Raw genomic sequence first — 23794 nt, 5'->3', positions numbered from 1 at the left:
ATTACTGACCAGATACAAGGAAGTCGCTCCCCCCCAGGGAAGCTTTCCAAACGAAGGAACGTCCGATGTTGGTCCTATCGCGGAAGAAGAACGAAAGTATTGTCATCAACGATGACATTACCATCGTCGTGGTCGAAATCCGGGGGGATAAGGTCCGCTTGGGAGTCGAAGCACCCAAGGAAGTTCCGGTGCATCGCAGCGAGGTCTACCAGGCGATCCATCGCAATGACGATCATGGTAGCGGCGCCGACAAGCACGCACCAAAGCCGGACGTCGCGGGGGCCGAACCCGCGGCCGAAGCCTAAATCGCGCTTGCTGTCTGATCGCACTGGCTTCGTCTTCTCGATCTCTTGCTCGCGCGGCTAGCAATCTGCGACCGTTTGCGGTCGGTGCGCTTCGCTTCGAAGCCAAGCTGATTTCGCCCGCGTGCATGCATGCTACTTGACGGCTTATCGTCCGCACGATTATACAGCCGTCTTGGCTATCGCCAGGCTGGCCCCGTCGTCTAGCCGGCCTAGGACACAGGCCTTTCACGCCTGCAACACGGGTTCGAATCCCGTCGGGGTCACTTGTGATATTTGCCGCGCCTCGATCGCGGCGCCGGGGCGCTCGGTGTGCGCGCCTATTATAAGGGCGACCGCTCTTTCACCGTTTGCCGCGCAACTCGCGCAGCATCTGTGTCAGTTGCGGCAGCATCCTTTCGGCCGCCGCCTCGCCCACGTCCGCCAGCTCCCGCGCGCTCTCGAAATCGGCAAACTCGAACGCCGAGGTGTCGGGCGTGATCATCAAGTCCACGGCGCCGCTGCGTAGCGCCGTAATGCCATAGGCCTGCACCTCGTTGACCCGAAATAGCGTTTCCAGGGGGCCCGCGCGGCGCATGCGCTCGGTCGGCGTTCCCGGCTCATTACCGCCAAAACGCGCCGGCATGCGGGTTGCTACGTCGATGCCCACGACGAACGATGCCCCGCGCTCCGATAACACATCGGCGGGCAGGTTGTTGAGCACTCCGCCGTCGACCAGCGCCATACCGTCGGTGAGAATGGGCCGAGAAATCATCGGCACATTGATACTCTCGACGACGGCGCGCACCGCGTCGCCGCGGTCACGAATCACTTGTTTGCCGCTCACCAAATCGACGGCCACCGTGGCCAACGGCAATTGCAATTGCTCGAGAGTGGCGTCGCCGAAAAAGTGCCGCAGCATCCGATCCCACGCCCCGATGCGGAACATCGTCCAGATGTAGATGCGATCTCCGCCTGGTATGGCGCGCCATATTCGCGGTGGCGTGAGCGCCTCGCGAAAGGCTTCGATGGCCTCCGGCGGCGAGAAGCCGGCCGCGTAGGCGGCCCCCATCAGGGCGCCGCTGCTGGTACCGGCGATCATATCGAACGAAAGCCCGGCGCTTTCCAAGCGGCGTAGGGCTCCCAAGTGCGCCAGTCCGCGCGCGCCGCCGCCGCCGAGCGCCAGCCCGATGCGCACGCCCTGCAGATGGCGCACCAGCCGGCTGATTCCCTGTTCATGCTGGCGGCTGGTCGCTTGCCGCGGTTCGTCGAGCACGACTTTGAAATCAGGGCGCGCCACCCGGGCGTCGTTCGGTAGCGCCGGTGCAAAGCGTTCGCTCGCGCCCATGATCCAAACAATCCGCGGGCGGCCGGCCAGCCGCGGCTCGGCGGCCAGCAGCTTGCGCAGGTTCTCCCAACTCGTGCCGGCATAGCGCGTCTCGACAAGCCACCAGATTTCCTCGCACATGCTCAATAGTTGCGGTAGCTCGTTCTCCAGGCCGGCTTGCGTCAGGTCCAACAACACGCGCGTATGATGCTCGACGACTTGCTGCAAACGTTCGCGCACGACGCGCACTTTGTCCTGGCCCGATAGCCCTGCCGGGATACGCTCGATCAAGTAATTGCCCTCGGCCGGCCACTTTTCCGGCCGGTCGGTGAGGACTTCGACCGATTCGCCGCCAGCCGCCAGGGCCTGTGCCAGTGGGCCCACGAATCCTTGGGTGCGCAGCGTGGAATTGACGATGCCGACGAGCGAGAGCTCCTGGTTGCGCTTGCGGCCGCGCGAATCCCAGCGCAAACGCAGTCCGAGCGAACGACTTAGATTCGCGGCAAATCCAGGAACCGAATCCAACAGGCGCTCGAAGCTGTCGCGATCCAGTTCCAGCAGTTCGCTATCGATCACGGCCGACGCGGTGGCGGTGCGCAATCCGTCGGTGAGCACGGCCATTTCGCCAAAGTGCTGGCCGCGACCGATGTAGCCCAGCAGGCGGTACGGCTCGCCGTGGCTATCGACGGCCAATTTCACGCGGCCGCGCACGACGACGTACATCGTGTAGCCGGTGTCCCCCTGCCGGCAAATCAGATCGCCGCTGGCGACCACCATCGGGCGCACCGCATCGGCCACCGTTTGCACTTCGGCCGGGCTCAGACCGCGACAGAGATCGCTGCGGCGCAGAACTTGTAACGAAACCTGGTTGATCGCGGCGTCCTCCGTGACTTTGGGCTCCTCGACAAAAGAATCGCGCCCCGTCGCCTGATTGTCAACGCTTGCTTTTGCGGGCGTGGACGACTTCGCGTGGAAGAAGCCGCCTTGAAGGCCGTCGTACCTCGGCCGATAATCCGAGGGTGAGATTCTGTTTTGCCGGAGAGCCCCTTTGCACGCTGCCGGAGTTGAACCGTACGACGCACTGCTGGTGCTATCCTTTGGCGGCCCCGAGCAGCCCGACGACGTGCTGCCGTTTCTCGAGAATGTCACGCGCGGTCGCAATGTGCCGCGCGAGCGGCTGCTGGAAGTCGCCGAGCACTATCACCATTTCGGCGGCAAAAGCCCGATCAACGACCAGAACCGCGCGCTGATCGACGCCCTGACGCGGGAATTCGAGCAGCATGGGCCACGGCTGCCGATTTATTTCGGCAATCGGAATTGGCATCCGTTCCTCGCCGACTCCGTACGGGAAATGGCCGCGCAGGGCGTCCGCCGTGCCCTGGTGTTCTTCACGTCGGCGTTCAGCTCCTACTCGGGCTGCCGGCAATACCGCGAGAACATCGAGGCCGCGCAGCGCGAGGTCGGGCCTGCCGCCCCGCGCCTCGACCGACTGCGGATGTTCTTCAATCATCCGCTCTTCATTGAAACCATGGTCGGGCGTGTATCGCAGTCGCTAGAAACGATCCCCGCAGACCGACGTGCCGGCACGCCACTGGTATTCACGGCGCACAGCATTCCGCTGGGCATGGCGCAGAACTGCGAGTACGAGGCGCAGCTGCGCGAAGCGTGCCGACTCGTAGCCGCCTCGTTTCCAGGACACGCCTGGCAACTGACCTATCAAAGCCGCAGTGGTCCACCGACACAGCCGTGGCTCGCGCCCGATATCCTTGACGCGCTGCGCGAGCTGGCCCGGCAAGGTACAAAAGACGTGGTGGTCTTGCCGATCGGCTTCATTTCGGACCACTTGGAAGTGCTGTACGATCTGGATATTGAGGCCCGGCAGCTAAGCGATTCGCTCGGCCTGAACATGGTCCGCGCCGGCACGGCAGGCACCGCTCCCAAGTTCGTCGCCATGATCCGCGAATTGGTACTCGAACGCGTCGAGCCCGGCCACCCGCGCCGCGCGCTGGGAACGCTCGGGCCGAGTCACGACGTCTGCGCGGCCGATTGCTGTTTGCCGCCGCAACGATAAGCGCGCGGCCGGAGAGGCCGTTGGGTCGCGATTCGACGGCTGATCATCTTCGCGGCTCATACCGCATCGCTATCACACTCGGGCTGAGTTGCAGCCGGCTTACGAGCTTCAGGTCGACGTGTTTTGAAATTCCGGCGAACAACGTCGGTCCATGACCCGTCAGCCGAGGATGTACCACGAACTCGTATTCGTCGATCAATCCCAGCTCGGCCACTCCCCGGTCGCCAGTGGGCGGCGAAAACGCTAGTGCCGTCGCGATGCGGGACAGTCGGCGTGCTCCCTACAATTCGGCGGCAAATGTCTAACAGGCAACCGTCGCCGCAACGTCCGACACCAGCAACACGGCTTGAACGCCGTGAAGCTCATGGCCATCAGTGGCATTGCTTACTTCCATCGTCCAGCGACCGGTACTAGCGCCTAAAAGTAAACCCGAGTGTTCCCCCCAAGTTACCTCAATAGTGCCTGCCGGCAATATCGAGACCAAATAACTAGGCAGAGGAGTGCGGCGTCGTCGCGGCAGCGGTTAAGTAGATCTCATCAGCCGACGCCGTCGCGACGCCGAGTTCCGCAGCGACCGCGTCGATTGCTTGCTGAGCGACGTTGAGATCTACCATGCCGTCGGAGGTAAAGTAGGGGCCGATGTAGCGATCGTAGTACTGCTGCACCTCATCACGTGTCAGACGATGGAGGAACAAGGCGATGTAGTCGAGGGCCAACTGCGGCTTTTCGGCGAGCGTGTGCAGGGCTCGCTGGTTCGCCCGCACCAGCGCCGCTAGCGCCGGGTTGTCGAGCGGGCTATGAGTAGGATCCACGGCGATTCCCACCGTGGGGATCTGAAAATGGTCGCCAACCCAGGAGAGAACGGAAAAGCCCTCTTCGGCGGCGACCTGTTCGGGCCCCAAGGTGCTCCCCACATAGGCAGCATCGATCGAACCGTCGCGAAGGCGGCGCAGATCCATCTGGTAGTCGCCCGGGGCTCGGGCGATGCATTGTAAGTCGCGATCGGGGTCGAGACCGTGCTTGCGGAGCACGATTCGCGCAAAACATCCGGGCGCGGTGCGAGGTGCATGGACTGCCAGGCGGCGCCCGCGCAGATCATTCATCGATTTCACATCGCCGCGCCCCAGAAACCAGAACAGCGGACGATGGGTGTTGACGGCGAGCATCGTCCATGGAATACGGTCGGTCAGGCGCGACAATAATGTTCGACCTAAACCGATCGTTGCGCCGTTGCGCAGTCGCTCGGTTTTCCACCGGATTCCGTCGCGGACGGCGACATGCACCCCCTCGTCCTCGAAGCATCCCTCCTGATCGGCCACATACGCGACCAGTTCTTCGTGGAGACCACGGCCGACATAGGCCAGATCGATCGTGGGCATCGGCGCCATAGCCTTTCTCCTCGCCTTCAAATGTCGGAAAGTGCGTTTCCGCCGGCAGCGCTCAGTCCATTTCCACGCCGCCGTTGACCGGCAAGTAATGACCGGTGGTGAAACCCGATTCCTCGCTTGCTAAGAACGCTATGACCTTGGCGACGTCGTCAGGACGGACCAGCCTCCCCATCGGTGTGATCGCGGCGAGGTGGCCCAGCTCCTCAGGTGTCAATTGCTCGGTCACCCTGGTCCCCCCTACCGCGCCCGGTGCGACGAGATTGGCGTTGATTCCATGCGGCGCCAGTGCCAAGGCCACGTAGCGTACGAACCCGTTCAGGGCTGCCTTGGCGGTACCCATCGCGATCATTCCGTCACGAGGATGGAGCGACGGGTTGGCGCTGAGATAGATTAGCCGACCGTATTTGCGCGAAACCATTCCCGGTACAACCGCCTTCGTCATCAGAAACGCGGCGTGTAGTTCGTTGTTTAGCTTGCTGCCAAGCTGCTCCCAGGTCAGCTTTTCGAACGACGTGATGGCAAATGGGATCAGCGCGTTGTGTACGAGCACGTCCGTTCCACCCCAGCGCTGATTGACCTGATCGACCATGGCGGCGACGTCGTCAGGCACGGTGACGTCGGCTTTGATCGCCACAGCTTCGCCGCCGGCCGCGGCGATGGTTGCCACCACCGCGTCGGCCTCTGGAGCACTGGCACGGTAGTTCACGACCACCCGATACCCTTGTTTGGCCAGTAGCAGTGCCGTGGCCGCACCGATACCGCGGCTGGCCCCGGTGATGATGGCGACTCGTGCCATGTTCTGATCCTCCAGGGGCTCCAGGGGAAAACGCTGCATGTCCTGTACCATGTGCACGCACATCCGCTGCAGGCGCCCACGCCGGTATTGCTGAGTTAGCAATTGATCCAAAACCGACCCGACGGCGACAAATACAGTGTCGACTTGCTTGCTTTGAACTCACCCCTTACCGCAATGGCGTGAGTTACACAGGACATGCCCAGATAAGTGACTTATGAGCGGTTTTTTTCCTCACTTTCTGAATCCAGTGGCAAGCCCGGGCCGCGACTTCTGCTGGCGAGGAATACCGCAGCGCCATCGAAGCATAGGCTTGCTAGTTACTCGTCAACTTGAGCCCGACGATGGCAATCAAGAGCAGGCCCAGAAAGCAAAGCCGCAAGGGACCTGCGGGTTCACCAAGAAAGATTCCAAGCGCTACCGTCCCGGCGGCGCCGATACCGACCCAAACGGCATAGGCGGTTCCGATTGCGAGCGTGCGCGCCGCCATGGCGAGCAGGATCATGCTGCCGGCGATTCCCATGATGGTAAACACGCTGGGCCAGAAGCGCGTGAACCCATCGCTGTATTTCAGCCCGATCGCCCAACCGGTCTCGAGGAACCCGGCAATAATGAGAAGGAGCCATGCCATCGACGAACCCTTTCCGTTGGGCGTCGTCTTCGCATGACCGGGTACGGCGCGTCTCGTCCGGGCCAAGAATTTGGCTACGGCCGAATTCTATTCAGCAGGGGGTAATCGCTCAAGTCAGACGGCCAGAGTACGACCCTCATCATGCACGGGGACGGTAGCGTTGCGGCTGGGAAATGATCTCTGAAATTCGACCAGGTCGAAGCCGGCGCGATCGTGACTTATCGCCGAATTCTTCGCGCCACGAGCAGCCCTCCGCCGAGCATCATCAGCACGACGGTCGACGGCTCGGGGATTCCGGGAGGAGTGCCCCCAGCGAGGGACGCGATTTGCAAGGTCTGGTAGCTCCCCCCGATATTGACCGCGGTTCCACCCATGAGAATGTTGACGTAATCGCCGTTCCAGGCAATGCCACCGCCGCTCTCGGCAATCGTGAAGTCCTCATTCGAAAAAATGTTCATCGGATTGAGGTGCGTCTGCGTGGCGAGCTCGAGTTTACCGCCTGCCACAAGTGACAGCGTCGTGGTTGTCGCCGTCACCCCCTGCGCGAGCAACGTGAGGACGGTGTCGTCCGAGGTTGATCCCCCGGCCCCGGTCGAGCCCCAACTAAACGAGGTGATATCAGCGGCTGTTATCGCCCCGAGAGCACCATCCGTGGTAATCGAGCCCGACAAAACTCCATGTATCGGCACCGTGGTAGGAGTGCCGCCGACCGAGGTCGTCTCTGTGCCGCTTCCCGGGAAGGAATAAAACTTGTAAGTGATCGGCGCCGCGTTGGCACAGGACACGGCGACGGCAGAAAACAAAATAAAGACCAACGATAAGCGTGTCATTAGCGCGCCCCCCTTTTTTAAAATGAAGATGAATGTCGGGTTCTACGGCCCGCGTATGCTAGTGCTGCCATGTTGTCGAATGAATATGCCGTTCGGCGAAGAGCCCGACGCGCGGCCAGCGGCGCTCTTGAGACGCATTCGCCCACGGCTAGTGAGGTGCTTGTGACCCCCCGCGAGCGTCATGCGTTATCACGCAGAATGATGTGTGCAATGACCCGGTTGGCGGCCACGGGATAGAACGGCACCGAAATCGTCGAAAGAGGTTTCGTTCCCTTGGTCGGCAAAGATGATGTCGACTTCGAAGTCCGGTGCGCAGCCAGGCGCAACTCGGGTGATAAAGAAGATGCGAGAGGAGGGACTCGAACCCTCACGCCTTGCGGCACTGGATCCTAAGTCCAGCGCGTCTGCCAATTCCGCCACTCTCGCGCATTCTGCAGGAACAAGTGTGGGCCTCGATCCGCAAATCGTCAAGTCAGGCGATTTTGCCCTTACTGATGGCAGCCCGCTAGAGCGTACACGCGCTGAATCGGCCGCGGCGCGCTCGGCAATCAAATTGCCATGCGGATCGCGGCTCACGCGAACACTTCGCCGCCTAAGAGTGCCGGCGCGGGAAACTCGGCCTGGCATGATCGGCAGTTCTCGCGATTGCGCGGTACCCGCGCGCCGCAGGCGGCGCAATCATCGAGCGCCGGCCAGCGGCGATGGGCGAGATAACCCAACAGCCCCGCCGGACCGAGTAAGAACACGAACACGGCCCAGGCCGGCGCCGTGCGCGGCTCGTAGCGCCGCTGCCGGCGGAAAGCCAGCACCGCGAGCGCGGCAGAAATCAAGCACAAGAGTGAATACAGACGCCACGATATGTTCCAAACCCTCCATCGTACTTTCGTCAAGTCGACGTCCTTGTTCGCGGCGCCGGTGAGCAGGTAGCCGAACGCGGCCAGGACCGCCGGCGACGGCACGGCGCAGATGGCGACCCGGAGCACGGGCACGTCCATGTTTTGCCCCTCGGCAAGCGTGATCGACTCGCGCCGCGTGACGTGGCTTTCCGCGTCGAGCCAGTAGAGCTCGTGCGTGTAGGGGGGCCCGACATCGGTGCCACGCCATTGCTCAAGGACGATCTCGGGGCCGAGCGGTAGGTAGATTTTGATGTCCCGGCCGATAAGCGCCTCGGGAAGTGCGATCGTCCGTACGGTCTCTCCCTGCCAATCGAGCAAGAGAAGATGTTCCCGTGTGCGAACGAGGACGCGCATCTCTTGCTCGACATCATCGTCGACTTCTTCCGACTCATTGGTCATGTCGATCGAAAGCACCGGCTCGGCAAGCGGCACGTGCCTTACGGTCTGAGACGCCAGGTCGAGAAGGTACAACTGATCGACGGAAAGAATTGCCACGCGGCCGCCCCCGTCGCGTGGGCCGACGTAATTCGGCGTCATCCCGCGGTAGGGTCCAGCCCATAAGGTCGCCGTCGTGCCCGTGAGCGATCGCGCGCCGAGGTCGAATTGCTCGGCCGGGGGCGGCTGATCGATGCGAAAGCCGCCGGTGCCCAGGAATCCAACGAACGCCGAGGTTTGCGAGTCGTAGCCCACGAAGTAGGCGCGCTCCAGAGCTTCTCCCTCGCGCACCAGGTACCAATATTTCTGCGGTACGCTGCCATTGGTGTAACCGCGGATCCAATCGTAGAAGTTATTGGTCCGTTCGGCGGTCAGGTCGGCGGCGAGAGTTCTCGGCTGAATGAACTTGATCCCGCCGGATTTCTTATGGGTTAATTCCCCCGAGGGAATGACCTTCCGGTCCAGCGACAAATATTCGTTCGTGGCGTTCTGGCCGCTCTTCCATAGCCAAATCACGGGCCGTCCCAAGGCCGTGATTTGCAGCATTTCGCGCGCTTGCCCTCCGGCCCACGACGTGACCACGCTCACGCCCGTGAAGCCGGCGAAAATTCCCCAGGCGACCATGGCCCCGCCGGCCAGGATCGTGGCCAGCAAAAAGGCCGCCAGGCCCGAGTTGCGAAAGTATCGACCCATGATCGGCCTCGGCCCTCTCAGGAAAAATCGCGCGCACAGGCGACGTGCAAGATCGCCCACAAGTAAGCAACACCAATGATCAAAAGCGGCAGCACTTTGAAGAACCAGCTCGCGGGAATGCTGCAGAACACGACCGCGGCGAATAGCGCCAACGGTACCGGCCAGAAGCGGCTGCCATACCAGCGCGCCGAACGCAGACCGCTCAAGAACGCCGCCAGGTACAAAAGCAACATTGCCAGGCACACTGGCCAGGCCAGCCCGGTCATCGACCAGAAGAACGGGCTTGGATGCGTGCCGGGCGTAGCGGCCCACAGGGCGAAGACCAACAGCGGAAACGCCGTCACGGCCAGGCTCGCCGCAGCGCCGACCGCCAGCTTTGCGCCAAAGATGCTCGTTCGTGGCAGAGGGCGATGCAGCAGAAAGTGAAACGTGCCGCGCGTCAGCTCCGAAAACGTCTGCCACAATCCCGTCAGGAGCGCAAACAAGCCGCCGACTACGATCACCATACCAGTGCGGCTGTCGAACGGATTGTAAAAAGGAATGCTGTTTCGCTGGCTCGCGATATTGACATCCTCCGGCACGTTGCCCGTGGCGCAACCGAGCAGGTACAGTTGCACGATCGAAACCACTGCCAACAGCGGCAATAGCTCGCGCAATTCTTTACGCACGATGGCCAGGATCATCGGGCTACCTCCCACTCGATCGAGGGTAGCGCCGGCGTCTCGCCGCGCGTGTAGGCGATAAACGCGTCTTCCAGGTTCATCTCCATCACCTCAATGTTCGTTGCACCCAGTCCTTGCGCGATCTCGGCGTGCTGCGGTCCGTAATTCACGACGACCAGCTCCAACTGCCCGCCCGATTGCCGCTGGCCGACCAGGCCTGGACAGGCCGGAAAGCGCGGCGCCGCGCCCACGAACTCCAGCACCACGCGCCGCACCGTGGCCTTGAAATGATCGGTCGGGCAGTCAACGCGCAACACGCCATCGACCAGGATGCCAATCCGGTCCGCCACGCGCTCGACGTCGCCCAGGATGTGCGAGCTGAAGAAGATCGTCCGGCCGGCGCGCTGGATCAGTTGAATGATCGACTCCAGAAAATCGCGGCGCACGACGGTATCGAGCCCCAGCGTCGGATCGTCGAGAATCAACAGATCGGGATCCGGTGCCAGCGCCAAGGCCAGCGACACTTGCGCCCGCTGACCATTCGAGAGCCGACGGATCTTCGCACTTCCCGCGATGCGAAAATGATCCAGCACCTGGCTGACAAAACGATCGTGCCACACGGCGCGAAAAGGAGTGTTCGTATAAAAGCTGCGCGTGAAGCGCACCGCTTCGGCCACGGTCATGCCGCGATAGAGCGGATGCCCTTCGGCCAGGTAAGCGATTCGCGCGCGAGTCGCCGGCGCCAGGTCGCGGCTGTCGTCGCCCAAGAGTGCGGCTCGGCCCGAGTCGGGCTGAACCAGGCCCATAAGCATCTTGATCAACGTCGATTTGCCGGCGCCGTTGCGTCCCAGAAATCCGTAAACGCATCCTGCCGGCACGCGCAGGTTGACGGTATTCACGACGCGCCGCGGCCCGTAATGCTTCGTCAGTCGCTCGATGACAATCGCGTCGCTCATGCGGATCGAACCCTCGCAGGACGTGTTCACGACGTCGTGGTGGCCTCGGTCCAGGCGAACTGCCTGGTGCGCTCGGCGATCAACTCGATCAGCTCTTCGGCGGTGCAGCCCAGGCGCACGGCCTCGACCAAGAGCGGATCGATCAGCTTCAGCAAACGCTCGCGGCGGGCCCGCTTGGCAACCGGTTGCGGCGCCTCGGCCACGAACACACCCAGCCCTTGCCGGGTGTACAACACCCCCTCGCGCTCGAGCTCGGTATAGGCCCGGGCGACGGTATTGGGATTCACAACCAGCGTCTGCGACAGCTCGCGGACGCTGGGTAGCCGCTGGTTCGGCCGTAACTGCCCGCGCGCAATGCCGGCAGCGATCTGATCGATCAACTGCTGGTAAATCGGCACGCCCGTCGCGGGACTGATCGAGTATTGCACGCTGCGCCTCCAACTGTACTAATACTACTAATACAGTGTGCGGATGGCAAGAGCGCCGGAGAAGTTTTTCCTTTTTTTCACCAGCCCGAAGCGGAGAGCGAGAGTTTTTGAACGCGACCGAGGCCGGCTCCTACCGATGCGTCATGCCTTTTCGGCGGAAGGCGAACAAGCATGCTGACCTAGGGAGTGCGCTTACCCAGCCACTGAGGCCAAGGCCGGCATTCCCATCCGCTGCATCCGTGCGTAATACAACACGATCGGTACCGTGATCGCGAACAACAGAGCGTAGTAGATGCTGAACGCTGCCTCGTTCCATTGGTCCAAGGGGCCTGTGATCAGCTGCGCGATGATGTTTTGCTGCACGAGCACCAGGGCCACGAGCCAGCCGGCGTGCGGAAAGAGATCGCCACGGAAATTCCGCGCGACCGGCCAGAAGAGCGCGCACACGCAGATTCCGATCAAGAGAAGAAAGAACACGGGGCCAAAATACTGCCACAGAAGCGCGCTGTAATAGTCTTCGTTGCCGCGATAGATATTGAACCATCCCTTCAGCCCGGCCCGCAGCGAAATGCCCAAACCGTACAGCGAGCCGACGCGCAGCGCCCAGCGTTCGAGGTTGGGGTCGCCATAAGCCTCGTACTCCGGGGCCGGCTGGCGATCGTAAGCATTGCGTCGCAACAGGTAGTAGGCGATGCCGAACACGATCGTCGTCGCGAAATAGACGCGCCCCCAGAATCGCGGCGCCGATAACAGCAAGAAACCAAACAGCGACGTCAGCAGCAGGTACACTGCCAGCCACTCGAGGTTCGGCCCCGCGATCGCGCGGCGCGCGCGGACCTCGGTGCGTTCGGCCGCCGACATACGGCCGTTGACGAGAAAGTACGCGATGCCGAAAGCCAGCCCAATCGACAGTCCGCCCGACGATTCCCAGCAGCGCCACCAGTTGAAACTTGCGTTGGGCCACACGCCGGGGGCCCATTTCCAGTTCTGGCACGCGGCCCAGCCGGCCCCGTTCACGACCCCCACGGTGGAAATCAGCACGACGTTTTTCCCGTCGCGCCGCAGGAATTCGTAGGCGAGCAAACCTAGATACAAGCCCAGGTGCATGATCGCCGCGCCGCAATCGTTCGTCAGGCGGCGCAAGTTGGGATTGTGCTCGATGTCGCGGTAGCGATCTTCGAACGCCTCGTACATCGGCAGAAAGTACTGCGGATACGCGTAGAACAGCCACCGCGCCAAGTACGCGGCGCCGATGCCGCACGCCAGGCGAATCAGCCAGTGCCCCAGACGCGTCGTGTGCAGCGAGCCGCACCAGGCCAGCAGGCAAGCGCTGATACCGGCCCAAGGGACACCGGCGATGAACAGCCACAGAAACCCGTACCAGCGCGAAATGGGCACGGATTCGCCGGCACCATAGTTGGTGAGCATCTTGCCTTCGAAAAAGCTGGGCCATTGCATCCAGCCGCGCGCGCCGGCGATGCCCATGCCGGCCGTCACGGCCAAAACGATCCAGCCCGACGTGTAGCGGCGCGAAGGTTCTCGGCCCGGTTCGCGCGCGATGAACCACCAGGCGGCTCCCCACATCACGCCGGCAAAAATACAACCGACCGAGGCTCCAAAGCCCGAGCAGCCACGCACCGCCCAGGTCATGCCCCCGAGCGCTACGAACAACAGGGTGGGCAACAGCAAATCATCAATCAGGTCGCGTCGGGCGGAGTACTGCATGGACAACTGGCTCGCCTGTCAAAGTAAAAAAGAAGGGTGCCATGCTCACGCTTGCGTGAGCATGCCGGTCGTGACGCATCGCTTAATTTACCACCGGATCAGCATGGCCACGGCTAGCGTGGCCATGGCACCCAAACCCCGCCTTGGTGAGAGAGCACATGCGGCCGACGAAATCGTCAGCCAGGAATGATTTTCGAGATCAACTCGCCGCCATTGATCGTGGCTCGCTCGTGTCGGCCGTTGTGCAGCCAGGTGAGCTGCTTGTGATCGAGCCCCAAAAGCGCCAGGACCGTGGCGTGCAGATCGTGCACATGCGCGCGATCCTCGATGGCGAACAAGCCCATTTCGTCGGTGGCGCCGATGATCCGACCGCCGGGCAGGCGCGCGCCGGCCATCCACATCGTGAAGCCGTAGGGATTATGGTCGCGGCCGTCTCCCTTCTCGGACATGGGCGTGCGGCCGAATTCGCCGCCCCAGATCACGAGTGTCTCGTCGAGCAGTCCGCGCTGCTTGAGGTCTTTGAGCAAGCCCGCGATCGGCTTGTCGCTGGCGCGGCACAGCCCGCTGTGGTTCTCTTCGATTTTGCTGTGGGCGTCCCAGCGGCTGCCCGATCCGCAGTAGACCTGCACGAAGCGGACGCCGCGCTCGACCAGCCGCCGCGCGAGCAGGCACGAGCGGCCCATCGCTTCGGTCGCCGGATCGTCGAGGCCGTACAGCGACTGGGTCATTGCCGTTTCGGCGGCCAGATCCACCGCTTCGGGCGCGGCCGACTGCATGCGAAACGCTAGCTCGTAACTGGCGATGCGTGCTTCCAACTCGGGATCGTTCCCCCGGTAATGCGCGTGGCGCCGATTCATCTCAGCCAAAAGGTCGAGCTTCTGTCGCTGCTCGGTGGTGGTAATTGATGCGGGCGGTTCCAGGTGCAGGACCGGCTCCGCGCCGCGGCGAAAACGGGTCCCTTGATACGTGCCAGCCATGAAGCCCGTCCCCCAGTTGCGCGCGCCGCCTGGCGGCTCGCGATCGCCGTCTGTCAGCACGACGAACGCCGGCAGATTCTGGTTCTCGGTCCCCAGGCCGTAGCTGGTCCAACTTCCCAAGCTGGGCCGGCCGGCCAGGATCGAGCCGGTGTTCATCTGGCACACCGACCCGACGTGGTTCAGTCCATCGGCCCAACACGAGCGGATGACGGTCAATTCGTCGGCACAGCTTGCCAGGTGCGGCAGCCAATCCGAAACAGGAATGCCACTCTGTCCGGCCGGGCGAAACACGCGCTGGCTGGCCAGCAGCGCATTGTTCGATACGCCCATCGGCGTGATCGGGCGCTTGATGCTCGCCGGCAGCGGTTGGCCGGCCAAGGCGTTGACCGCCGGCTTGGGATCGAACGTATCGAGTTGGCTGGGCCCGCCGTCCATGAAGAGAAAGATCACGCTTTTCGCACGCGGTGCGAACATCGGAGCGCGCGGCGCCAGCGGCGCCGTAACCGAGGGTGACGCGGACGCCATCGCGTCGTCGCCGCGCGCCGCACGTCCCTCGCTCAACAGCGCGACAAGCGGCAGCGCCCCAAAACCGGCCCCGCAGCGCAGTAAGAAGTCGCGGCGCGAGCGAATCGCTTCGTCATGCGCGGGTCGCGAAGGCGGCGGCGGGTTTTGAAAGTCGCCAGGCATTTGTCGTCTTGAAATCCTCGATCAGTCGACGAACAAGAACTCGTTGCTGTTCAACAGCACGTGGCACAAACCGACAAGCGTCCGATGCCCCACTCGGCCGCCAGCCGGCGTAGACTTTTCCTCACCGGAACCACCCGTCTGCCGATGGAGAAAATCGCTCGCCGATTGCAATTCGTCCGGCTGCGGCTCCCGCTGAAATACGAGGCGATAGGCCGCGCGGATTGCGCGCTGGGCATCGGTCGATTCCGACGACTCCACGCGCCGGCTCAGCTCCGCGGCACGCTCGAGCGACCAATCGGCGTTCAACAGGAACAGTGCTTGCGGCGCCGTCGTCGTTTCCAGACGCCGCGTACACGTTTCATGGGTGTCGGGCATGTCGAACACTTCCAACAGCGGCTCGCGCAAATTCCGGCGCACCAGCAGATAAATCGAACGCCGGTTACGCTGCGCGGGATCCTTGTCAGGCTTCCAGGCATAGGCTTCGCTGATTCCCTTGGGCAACTCGCTGCGCACGCTCGGTCCGCCCATTTCGAGATTCAACTCGCCGCTGGCCGCAAGGATCGCATCGCGCAATTGCTCGCCCGTCAGCCGGCGACGAACGAAGCGCGCATAGAGCGCGTTTTCCGGATCGGCGGAAAGCATCTCGGGACTCGGGTCGAGCGAGGCCCGGCGGTACGCGGCCGAGGTCATGATCAGTCGATGCAGCGACTTGAAGCGCATGCCGTCGGCTTGCCACTGGGCAGCCAGCCAATCCAGGAGCGCCGGATGCGTGGGCGGTTCGCCCTGCCGGCCGAAGTCCGCGCTACTCGCGAAGCCCCGGCCGAAATGCTGCTGCCAAACCCGATTCACCATCACCCGCGGCGTCAGCGTATTTTCCTGCCCGGCAATCCAGCGGGCGAGCGCCAAGCGCCGGCCCGTGCTCCGACCGGCAATTGGCTGAATTTGCGGCGGCGCCGGTCCCAGTACGCTCAGGTAGCCCGGCTCGATGGTCGCGTCGTCACCGGGAATGGAAGTTGGCGGCGCCACTTCGCCGATATCACGCGCGAGCGTAGCGACGGGCAAGGGGGCCGGCGGCGCGCCATGCTCCTCGCGCAAGCGGCGACGCAATGCGGCGTGCGCTTCGCGCTGCTCCTTGGTCATGCACTTGGCGACGTCCTCGGTGCTCACCACCAATTGCCGCGAGGCCAGCTCGATCATTTGCGATTCGAGCGGCGTGCGGCCCCCGACGGGCGTGTCGAAAATCTTTTGCATGTAGTCGGGGAACACCCCGCGCTTCTCGGCCATGAGCTTTTCGCGATTTGGCGCTTCGAGCGCCGCGATCTCGTCGCGCAGCGTGGCCGTGGCCGTCTCCCATTGCGCCTGCTTCTCAGCAAACGCCGCGCGCTCGGCGCTGGTTGCCAGCGGTTCGTCGTCCGTTAGCGCAAGCGCCGCGAAGAAGGCTTGCAGGCGAAAGTAATCCGCCTGCAAGATCGGATCGTATTTGTGGTCGTGGCAGCGGGCGCAACCGATCGTCAGGCCGAAAAACACCTGGCCCGTCACGTCCGTAATATCGTTCAGGATATTGCTGCGCTGGTCGGCCACGTCGCGGCCGTTCTCCTCATAAGGCCCGAGGCGCAGGTAGCCCGTCGCCACGAGGGCCCGCGGGTCATCGGACTGCAATTCATCGCCGGCCAGTTGCTCGATCACAAAACGGTCGAAGCCTATGTCTTCGTTCAATGCCGCGATCACGTAATCGCGATAGCGCCAGGCGTTCTCACGCAGATCGTCCGACTTGAACCCGTCGCTCTCGGCGTACCGCACCAGGTCGAGCCAATAACGAGCCACGTGCTCGCCGTAACGCGGCGAGGCGAGCAGCCGATCGATCAAACGCTCAAACGCCTCCGGCGCGGCGTCCGCCTCGAATTGCGCCACTTCCTCGGGTGTCGGTGGCAAGCCGTGCAAATCGAACGTCGCACGGCGAATCAACGTCCGCCGGTCCGCCTCGGGGGCGGGCTGGATGCCAGCTTCGTTGAGACGCTCTTGCAAGAACCCATCGATGGGATTGGCGGTCGGAGTCGTGGTCCGCGGCACCGCGGCGCGCACAAGCGGCCGCCACGCCCAATAGTCGCGATCCTCGGCGGAAAACGCGCTCGTGTCGGCAGCGTGCGCCGGTAGCGCCATGCTCAAAATTGTGCCAACGGCCGCGCCAAGGAAAAGGACAAGATGCCGGCCAAATACCGGCCGCAGACGAAAACGCATCCGCTCTTTGCAGCGAATCGGCCGGCCATGGCGTGCGGGACAAGGCATCGGTCTTTGCCCGGTGGGAAGGAGCGAGGTAGCCGAGGACGTGCCAGCGGCCGCGAAAGCGCCAGCACGTATAAGGGGCCAGAACAATAGCCTACGGCGATCGGCAGCTTAATTCAATGCGCCGCGGATTTTGTTAGTCCTGGACGATCCGGTGGGCATTTACGTTCGGGTCTGGGCTGTGGACACGGTCGCGGGTCATTCTGGAATAGGCTTGTCCGTGAAGAATTCAGGGGCATGCGCAATGCCATGATACAGACGCAGAGGATTGCCAGGCATGGCCGCAATGCGTGCCGCCTCCTGCGCACGCTCAACCAGCATTCCGAAGCGGAACGCGGCCAACAATGCCAGGACAGACAGCACGACTTTGAACCACGGTTTCATGCCTCAATTCTAACGACACCGCCCGCGCCGCTCCCGAAAATTCTGAGAGTCGAAGTAAACCAGTACCCATCCCCCGCTCTTTTGACACGCGCTTAGGCCGGTCGATAGGCTGGATGATCATGGGCGAGATAGCCAAGCACGCGCAGGTGGTTCGGTGACGAGGACTGTCCATGAAAGGTGGGAGTCGGATGGTTGAGACTTTTACCGATCTTTCTCGGTTGGTCATACGGCTGGCGGATCACGAAGCGATGCGCTTCAACCACGAATACATCGGCACCGAGCACCTCTTACTCGCGTTGACCAGGGACGTGGGCGGCGTTGCCACGGCGGCGCTAAAGAGCCTCAACTTGGACACGCGCAAAACTCGCTTTGCGGTCGAGAGGCTTTTGCCGGGCGGTCTAGTGATGACGCCCGATCTGCGTTTGACGCCGCGTGCGAGAACGGCACTTGCCTATGCTATCCAGGAGGCCGCAAGCCTAAAGCAAAAACTCGTCGGTCCTGAGCACATTCTACTCGGCCTGCTTCGCATGCACGAATGCGGTGCAGAGCACGTCTTAAGCGACTTGGGTGTAACCAAGGAGGCCGTGCGTCGAGAGGTACTCGGGCATTTGGGTGACGGGCCGAGCCACACAGATGCGAGTTGACGAGCATGATACCGTCCATGCCCAAAGCTCCTAAGCACACCCGCCGGTGGTTCCAATTTTCGGTGCGAGCGATGCTTGTCGTGGTAACTATCACGGCATGCGTGGTGGTAGCCGTTAGTCGGTTTAAGTACGATCCAATAGAGAGGATTCGAGAGGCGGCGATTGTGGAGGCAATGCGAAGGACATCGTTACCTCGCAGCGCCATCCGCGTGCATAGGGTTCAACACGATAACCAAGAATACTGGGTTGGTGTCGATTACCTGCCTGCTACGCCCGGTGGTCACGCACTGCTGACATTTTCGCCTGATGGCACGTTCAAAGACTACGAGCCGGGCGAATAGTAACTCCATTCTGAGTTTCCATGTCCCCAGCGCCCAAACACGCTCGCCGACGGTGGTTCCGATTCGGGCTTGGGACGATGTTCGCGGTCGTGACTATGCTCGCGGTCTTCTTCGCTTATCACGTCAATTGGATAAGGCAGCGACACGCGATCCTGGAAAACGCTGCATCTATTGAGGAAGTTGCTCCAGGCGGCTGGATGGTCACTTCGCACCCTCCAGGCCCGCCAGTAAAAGCACCTGGACTGTTGAGGTTCTTTGGAGAAAAAGGGTATTGGGGGATTGAGCTTAAGCGTTGGGGCTATCATGACGGCCAGCCATTCCAAACAGAGGATGAGCGGCGCAAGGAAGCGTACAACGTCAAGCGACTCTTCCCAGAAGCGACTTACGTAAGCGGGCTAGAGTATGAGCCGCCATAAACTGAAAACCTCCCTACTAATCACCCGCGGTTCTACCGCGCGTAGCCGCGCCTTTCCCGCCGGGTATCATGGGGGGTATGACAAAGTCGGAACGGGTAGCTTTCGGCGCAAGTTCTGGTGCCAGCTTCGCACTGCTGTTCTCGTTCGTTGCAAGGCTGCTTTGGATGCGATTCAAGGGCGGAAGGCTGCCGCTCAATGAGGACCTATTCGTCTTTGGCTGCATCGACGTCGGAATAGCCGTCGGCGCATGGATCGAATGGCGGCGTATCGTCAGAGCCGATTCCTAATTTCAAACGTCCATGCCCCCGGCCCCAAGCACATCCGCCGCTGGTTGTGGGAACGGACGAAATATTTTCCCCCGCGTGGGCTAAGGAGGAAACTCTGAACGCGACCACTTGCATGCTAGCCGCAGTCATTTGCCTCGTCTTGACCCGTTCTGGAACTGGTCAGTCGACGGCTGCCTTGGGCATCGAAATCAAGAATGTTGTCAATTCAGGAGTCCTGTCGGTTGAAATGCGAAATCGATCATCAGATACCCTGAAGCTTTGGAACGACTCGAATAGCTGGGGATCCGCGACGTGGCGTGTAATGCGTATCAGAGATGGGCACCTAGAAACATTCTTTCAGAATCCCGACCAGATATTCACAAGGAACATCCCGACGTTTAGGGAGTTGCATGGCGGAACGAGCATTCAGGTACCACTGGCGCTGAACGAGGGAAACTGGTGCGGGTTCGGCCACTCCTCGTCGTTTGATGAACGTGGAATTGGCGGTCAGGAGGTGGCATTCGAAGCAAATGACACCATCATTGTCTCGTACGACGTCCCCAATAGCACCGAAGCGAAGCAGAGAGGCGTTTGGTACGGAGTCGCTGCAAGCCTGTTTGTCCGACCGGCAGTGCGCGCGCGATGAGGCGGTAAGGCGAGCGCTTCGTGCTAGATTCCGACGCGAGGTAGGCTGACAGCCACGTCCATGCCCCCAGCCCCCAAGCACACCCGTCGCTGGTTGCAGTTTTCGTTGAGGACAATGTTGGCCGTCGTGACGGCGGTCGGCGTTCTCGCAGCCGGGTGGACCCATTATGAGTTTCTCGGAATGGTCGCCCCGTTATTCCTGCTGCAAGTGCCCCTTTGGGTATCACTCGCGGTGCAGCGGAAGCGTCGATCGCTTTCCTGGTTTCTGCCGGCCATTCTCGCAATTGTGACGCTATTCGTCGGAGTAAATTTGTTGGTGATTTGGCTGCCCGGTTGGAATCTTTGACGACTCGCCCAATGATTAAAACTTCGCTATGGCTACAATGACTTGGCGTGCGGTTGGCCGCCGTGCAAGGTTACAAAAATCAGTCCATGCCCCCAGCCCCCAAGCACAGCCGACGACGGTTTCAGTTTCATATTGGGACGTGGTTCGTACTCGTGGGAATCGTGTGCTGGTCTCTTTCGATACGACCGTGGTTCATCGAAAGCGAGAATCACGTAACTGGTCAGGCGAAAACACTCGCATCCGGAGCAACCACTTGGTCCGGACAATTTCAACATTCGTACACAATGAACCCGTCATTCCGCTGGCCTGCAATTGCCCTCGCTACGTTCATTCTTTGGAAAGGCTTTCGGCGTGCAGTCGTTAACCGATAACAGCGCGCATGCCCACAGCCCCCAAGCACAGCCGCCGGTGGTTGCAGGTTTCGTTTGGGACAATGCTACGCGCCCTAGCTTGGTGACATTCGATTTGATGATAAGTTATCTCAATACCGACTTGGATCTCGTCGCGCCGCGAGATCTTACGCCTCTGGCGAGCGTTTTGGAATCGCGCGGGGTGTTCCCGCTTAGCGTCCAAGAAGACGGTAATGGCGAGTGGTATGCAACTTTGGAAATAGAGTGCGATCTAGAAGGTCACAATCGCGAGCCAGACGTGACAATTCGTGTCATGCTCGATGCCATCGAGGCGTTGGATGGCGAAGTCAAAGACTTGTGGACTGCATGTACGAAACGCGAATTCAATATTGGTTACGACTGCGGTGATGAGCCGTGGGCGTTCAACAATAGCTTGGCTAATCGAACACTAGACCGAATTGCTCGCGTAGGAGCCTCATTGCGGATAACGCTCTATCCCCCAGATCGGACACAGGGCGCTACGGAGTCGTCCCAGCCCAAGCCACATTCCTAGCACATGAACTGACGACATAGTCCATGCCCCGAGGTCCCCAAGCACACCCGCCACTGGTTCCAGTTCCTGTTTGACCGGCTCAAATCGCGATAGCATGACGTACGACATCCGCTCAGCAGACGCAGCCGTCATTCTTACTCAACTGACGCGCGGGTTGATCGTTGCGGCATTGATTGGGTTTGCGGGATGCGGCCCCTACCCACCAAGCGTTGCCAAAAAGGCAGAAATCGATGCCCTTCCTGCGTCCACACGAAGCGTTTACGCACGCAGCTTGAGCGATGGCGACGTTCCGGCGCTTGCTCGGCTGCGCGAGCTGACCTTATTAGATTTCACTCCGGGGTACGCAAGGAAGGACCTGACGACGGGATTCAAGAAATGGGAAGCCGCGATTACCGACGAAGGGCTTGCAAAGCTCGCGGCGATCGAACTTCCGAAATTGGAGACGCTTGGTTTGGGGCACTGCGAACACATCACAGACGCGGGCCTCGTTCACGTTGCAAAAATGGATTCGGTTACGTCGCTCCATTTGGAAGATGATCCAGGAATAAGCGATGTCGGATTGCAGCACTTGCTCGCGATGAAAAACTTGACCGCTTTAGATTTACGAGGCTGTCAAGGGATAACGGACGCCGGGCTTCAGATACTCGCAGGCAAGCCCGGCTGGCAAATGATCGCGCTAGGGCGTTGCTCAAACATCACGGCGCAAGGCATCGCCAAGTTGCGAGCAGCATTGCCAAACGCCAAAATCGACCTGCGTGCCGAGTGACTTGCGTCCATGCCCCCAGCCCGCAAGCACACCCGCCGCTGGTTCCGGTTTGAACCTGGCGCCGTCGTCACCGTGGCCGGCGTGGCCGTCGTCGCAGCCCTATTGGCGGCGGTTGCGTTCGACGATGCATCTCCTCCTGAGGGGGCGAGCGATGCTCCTGGCATAATTGCAGCGCTAGCGATCTTCGCTCTTTGGCTGATCGTTGCGAGGTCAGTCACGTCAACGATGCGTCGGCAGACGACCGGCGGCCGCTTGAAGGTGTGGCAGTTTACACTCACGCAATTGCTCATCCTTTCAGTGTCCATCACCGTCATTTGCTGGCTGTGCCGAATGATATATTTAGATCGCTTCGGACCAGCTTGAAGCGACGGCCCTGTACCATTCGGAGCGGTAAGGAAAGCGATCACATGAACGCATTCTGGGGACCCTTTTGTTTTGTATTCGACTCTGCCCCTGCCAACCAGATAACGGGTGTCGTGCTCGTGTGTGTTTTAGGTGCCGGGATGATCTCATTGCCGTTAGCACCCGGGAAGCTGACCGGCTTTGTGTTTCTCATTGCCGTCCTTTTATGGCTAATAAGCGGTGCCATCGGGGAAACAATTAACTGCTGAACCACGGTGCATCAACCAATGATTGGTCACAAGACCCCAGCCCCAAAGCACACTCGCCGCTGGTTCCAGTTTTCGTTGGGGACAGTGTTTTTGGCGGCGATTGCCTGGCTTGGATGGGAAATTCACTTCAGCAGTTACGATTGGCGGGGCGTGCCGAACCGACTTGAATCTCGCGTCGCCTCTGGCGCGCGAACAATCGACTTTGCGGCTGAAACGTCATTTACTTGGGATCGGATGTTTGTCTTTGACTGTTATAGTTCGCAGGCGGACGTTGAAAACGCACTTGGCTTCAAATGGTCGGGCTTTCGCCATACGACGATCGACTCCTCAGACTCGGTTTGCCTCGTCGTCTTCGTGAAGGGAGGAAAAGTCGTCTACTGGTACGAGCAACCAAGGACGATCGACCTCAGCCACATTGCAAGCAAACTTGGCTATTCGCGATCCGATGCAAAGTTTGATGTCGAGCGCACAGACTGGGTGAGGCTAAAGCCCGTTTCTGCATCGCAACACCAATGGGAAGTGGAATAGCTGTCCATGCCCCCAGCCCCCAAGCACATTCGCCGCCGGTTCCGGTTCGGTGTCTGGGCCGTGCTGGCGTTTGTTACGGCCATATCCCTGCCGCTTGGTTGGATTGCGATTGAGCGATATCAATCGCGTTATGAATTGGGCGTTGTCGAGCGCTTGAGAATGAACGATGGCGGCGTCGTCTACGGCACGCTCAACGAATCTTGGGATTACTACGGACGCGAACCAGACGATTGGTGGCACCGGCTCCTTGTCAACGTTCTCGGGAAGCGGATTCTTGCCTGTGAACTGAATGACCAAACAATCAGTGATGATGACTTGTCGCTGCTCGCGGCCTTTTCAAACCTGCAAGCGATATGGGCGACGAACTGCACGTTGGGTGATCTTGCCCGATTGAAATCGCTCAAGAAACTCAAGGTGCTGTGCCTTGTCGAGAGTCCTATTCGAGAAGTTCGTCCTCTGGCAGCATTCGAGGAACTGCAATTCCTCATGCTCTATGACTTCAAAGGCACCCAGGAGGAAATCGACATTCTGCAAACAGCCCTTCCGAACTGCAAAATCGACTACACCTTTGCGCGCTGACTTCGTTCATAGTGCAGCAAAAATGCAGCACTTCCACCTCCGCACCCGGTAGTTCGCCGAACGCCAACGTCTGTAACAGGGATCTATTGAGACAAAAATGATCCACTGATTTGGCGCGTAGGGAAAGAGGTGTCGATTACCCCGCTTTTTTAGAATTCATCTCAGTACTGTCCGGTTGAACTTTTTTGATTTTGTTTCAAGTAGTTGGCCAAACGCAACTTGCATTCAAGCATGAGCGCGCACGACTTCAAATTGATCGCTGAGAATGAACCACTTTGTTCCGGTTTAGTCGGGCAAAGGGT

At 60.8% G+C, this 23794-nt stretch carries 19 protein-coding genes, 2 tRNA genes and 1 riboswitch; of the genes, 7 read left to right on the top strand and 14 right to left on the bottom strand.

The window, feature by feature from the left end:
- Positions 1-65: 65 nt before the first annotated feature.
- Positions 66-305, top strand: coding sequence for a carbon storage regulator CsrA (gene csrA, locus VHD36_24270; protein HVU90461.1), 240 nt, complete (start codon positions 66-68; stop codon positions 303-305).
- A 189-nt stretch (positions 306-494) separates the two neighbouring features.
- Positions 495-568 (top strand) — tRNA-Glu (locus VHD36_24265).
- Positions 569-645: 77 nt separating this feature from the next.
- Here the strand turns inward: VHD36_24265 and VHD36_24260 are convergent.
- On the bottom strand, positions 646-2406 hold the full coding sequence (locus tag VHD36_24260; protein ID HVU90460.1) for a cyclic nucleotide-binding and patatin-like phospholipase domain-containing protein: 1761 nt from the start codon (positions 2404-2406) through the stop codon (positions 646-648).
- Between the two features lie 250 nt (positions 2407-2656).
- On the opposite strand from VHD36_24260, the gene VHD36_24255 reads away from it, so the two are divergent.
- Positions 2657-3679 carry a ferrochelatase gene (locus tag VHD36_24255; GenBank protein ID HVU90459.1) on the top strand — a complete coding sequence of 341 codons (1023 nt, stop codon included), beginning with the start codon at positions 2657-2659 and terminating at the stop codon, positions 3677-3679.
- A 488-nt stretch (positions 3680-4167) separates the two neighbouring features.
- Here VHD36_24255 and VHD36_24250 read toward each other — a convergent pair whose 3' ends face one another.
- The 13 genes from VHD36_24250 to VHD36_24190 all read right to left on the bottom strand — a co-directional run bounded on the left by VHD36_24250 (position 4168) and on the right by VHD36_24190 (position 17447).
- A complete protein-coding gene (locus tag VHD36_24250; protein ID HVU90458.1) occupies positions 4168-5067 on the bottom strand; it encodes an ABC transporter substrate-binding protein in 900 nt (299 codons plus the stop codon).
- 52 nt (positions 5068-5119) lie between these two features.
- Positions 5120-5914 carry an SDR family oxidoreductase gene (locus VHD36_24245; GenBank protein ID HVU90457.1) on the bottom strand — a complete coding sequence of 265 codons (795 nt, stop codon included), beginning with the start codon at positions 5912-5914 and terminating at the stop codon, positions 5120-5122.
- A gap of 262 nt (positions 5915-6176) precedes the next feature.
- Positions 6177-6491: a multidrug efflux SMR transporter gene (locus VHD36_24240; GenBank protein ID HVU90456.1), complete on the bottom strand. Its 315-nt coding sequence runs from the start codon at positions 6489-6491 to the stop codon at positions 6177-6179.
- Between the two features lie 17 nt (positions 6492-6508).
- A riboswitch (guanidine-III (ykkC-III) riboswitch) is annotated at positions 6509-6571 on the bottom strand.
- Positions 6572-6709: 138 nt separating this feature from the next.
- Positions 6710-7321 carry a PEP-CTERM sorting domain-containing protein gene (locus VHD36_24235; protein ID HVU90455.1) on the bottom strand — a complete coding sequence of 204 codons (612 nt, stop codon included), beginning with the start codon at positions 7319-7321 and terminating at the stop codon, positions 6710-6712.
- 344 nt (positions 7322-7665) lie between these two features.
- Positions 7666-7747, bottom strand: a tRNA-Leu gene (locus tag VHD36_24230).
- A gap of 146 nt (positions 7748-7893) precedes the next feature.
- Positions 7894-9345, bottom strand: coding sequence for a hypothetical protein (locus tag VHD36_24225; protein HVU90454.1), 1452 nt, complete (start codon positions 9343-9345; stop codon positions 7894-7896).
- 17 nt (positions 9346-9362) lie between these two features.
- The gene (locus VHD36_24220) at positions 9363-10028 is read right to left on the bottom strand and encodes an ABC transporter permease subunit (GenBank protein ID HVU90453.1); all 666 of its coding nucleotides are present in this window, start codon (positions 10026-10028) and stop codon (positions 9363-9365) included.
- Complete coding sequence (locus VHD36_24215) at positions 10025-10963, bottom strand: ABC transporter ATP-binding protein (protein HVU90452.1); 939 nt, start codon at positions 10961-10963, stop codon at positions 10025-10027. Before VHD36_24215 ends, VHD36_24220 begins: the two co-directional genes overlap by 4 nt.
- A 26-nt stretch (positions 10964-10989) precedes the next feature.
- Positions 10990-11391, bottom strand: a complete 402-nt coding sequence (locus VHD36_24210) for a GntR family transcriptional regulator (GenBank protein ID HVU90451.1) — start codon at positions 11389-11391, stop codon at positions 10990-10992.
- 192 nt (positions 11392-11583) lie between these two features.
- Positions 11584-13116 (bottom strand): hypothetical protein, encoded by a 1533-nt coding sequence (locus VHD36_24205; GenBank protein ID HVU90450.1) that lies wholly within the window; start codon positions 13114-13116, stop codon positions 11584-11586.
- A gap of 176 nt (positions 13117-13292) precedes the next feature.
- Positions 13293-14780 carry a DUF1501 domain-containing protein gene (locus VHD36_24200; protein HVU90449.1) on the bottom strand — a complete coding sequence of 496 codons (1488 nt, stop codon included), beginning with the start codon at positions 14778-14780 and terminating at the stop codon, positions 13293-13295.
- Positions 14781-14801: 21 nt separating this feature from the next.
- A complete protein-coding gene (locus tag VHD36_24195) occupies positions 14802-16940 on the bottom strand; it encodes a DUF1549 and DUF1553 domain-containing protein (GenBank protein HVU90448.1) in 2139 nt (712 codons plus the stop codon).
- A gap of 321 nt (positions 16941-17261) precedes the next feature.
- On the bottom strand, positions 17262-17447 hold the full coding sequence (locus VHD36_24190) for a hypothetical protein (protein HVU90447.1): 186 nt from the start codon (positions 17445-17447) through the stop codon (positions 17262-17264).
- Positions 17448-17617: 170 nt separating this feature from the next.
- Between VHD36_24190 and VHD36_24185 the strand changes: the two genes are divergently transcribed.
- From VHD36_24185 to VHD36_24170, 4 genes are all read left to right on the top strand, one after another.
- Complete coding sequence (locus VHD36_24185) at positions 17618-18091, top strand: Clp protease N-terminal domain-containing protein (GenBank protein HVU90446.1); 474 nt, start codon at positions 17618-17620, stop codon at positions 18089-18091.
- Between the two features lie 3011 nt (positions 18092-21102).
- Complete coding sequence (locus tag VHD36_24180) at positions 21103-21774, top strand: hypothetical protein (GenBank protein HVU90445.1); 672 nt, start codon at positions 21103-21105, stop codon at positions 21772-21774.
- Positions 21775-22403: 629 nt separating this feature from the next.
- Complete coding sequence (locus VHD36_24175) at positions 22404-22913, top strand: hypothetical protein (protein ID HVU90444.1); 510 nt, start codon at positions 22404-22406, stop codon at positions 22911-22913.
- 6 nt (positions 22914-22919) lie between these two features.
- Positions 22920-23492 (top strand): hypothetical protein, encoded by a 573-nt coding sequence (locus VHD36_24170; protein ID HVU90443.1) that lies wholly within the window; start codon positions 22920-22922, stop codon positions 23490-23492.
- Positions 23493-23794: the final 302 nt, after the last annotated feature.

The sequence above is a fragment of the Pirellulales bacterium genome (assembly GCA_035546535.1).
Taxonomy (GTDB): domain Bacteria; phylum Planctomycetota; class Planctomycetia; order Pirellulales; family JACPPG01; genus JACPPG01.
The sequence above is the reverse complement of the archived record's forward strand: the minus strand, read 5'-3'. Positions and strand labels throughout refer to the sequence as shown.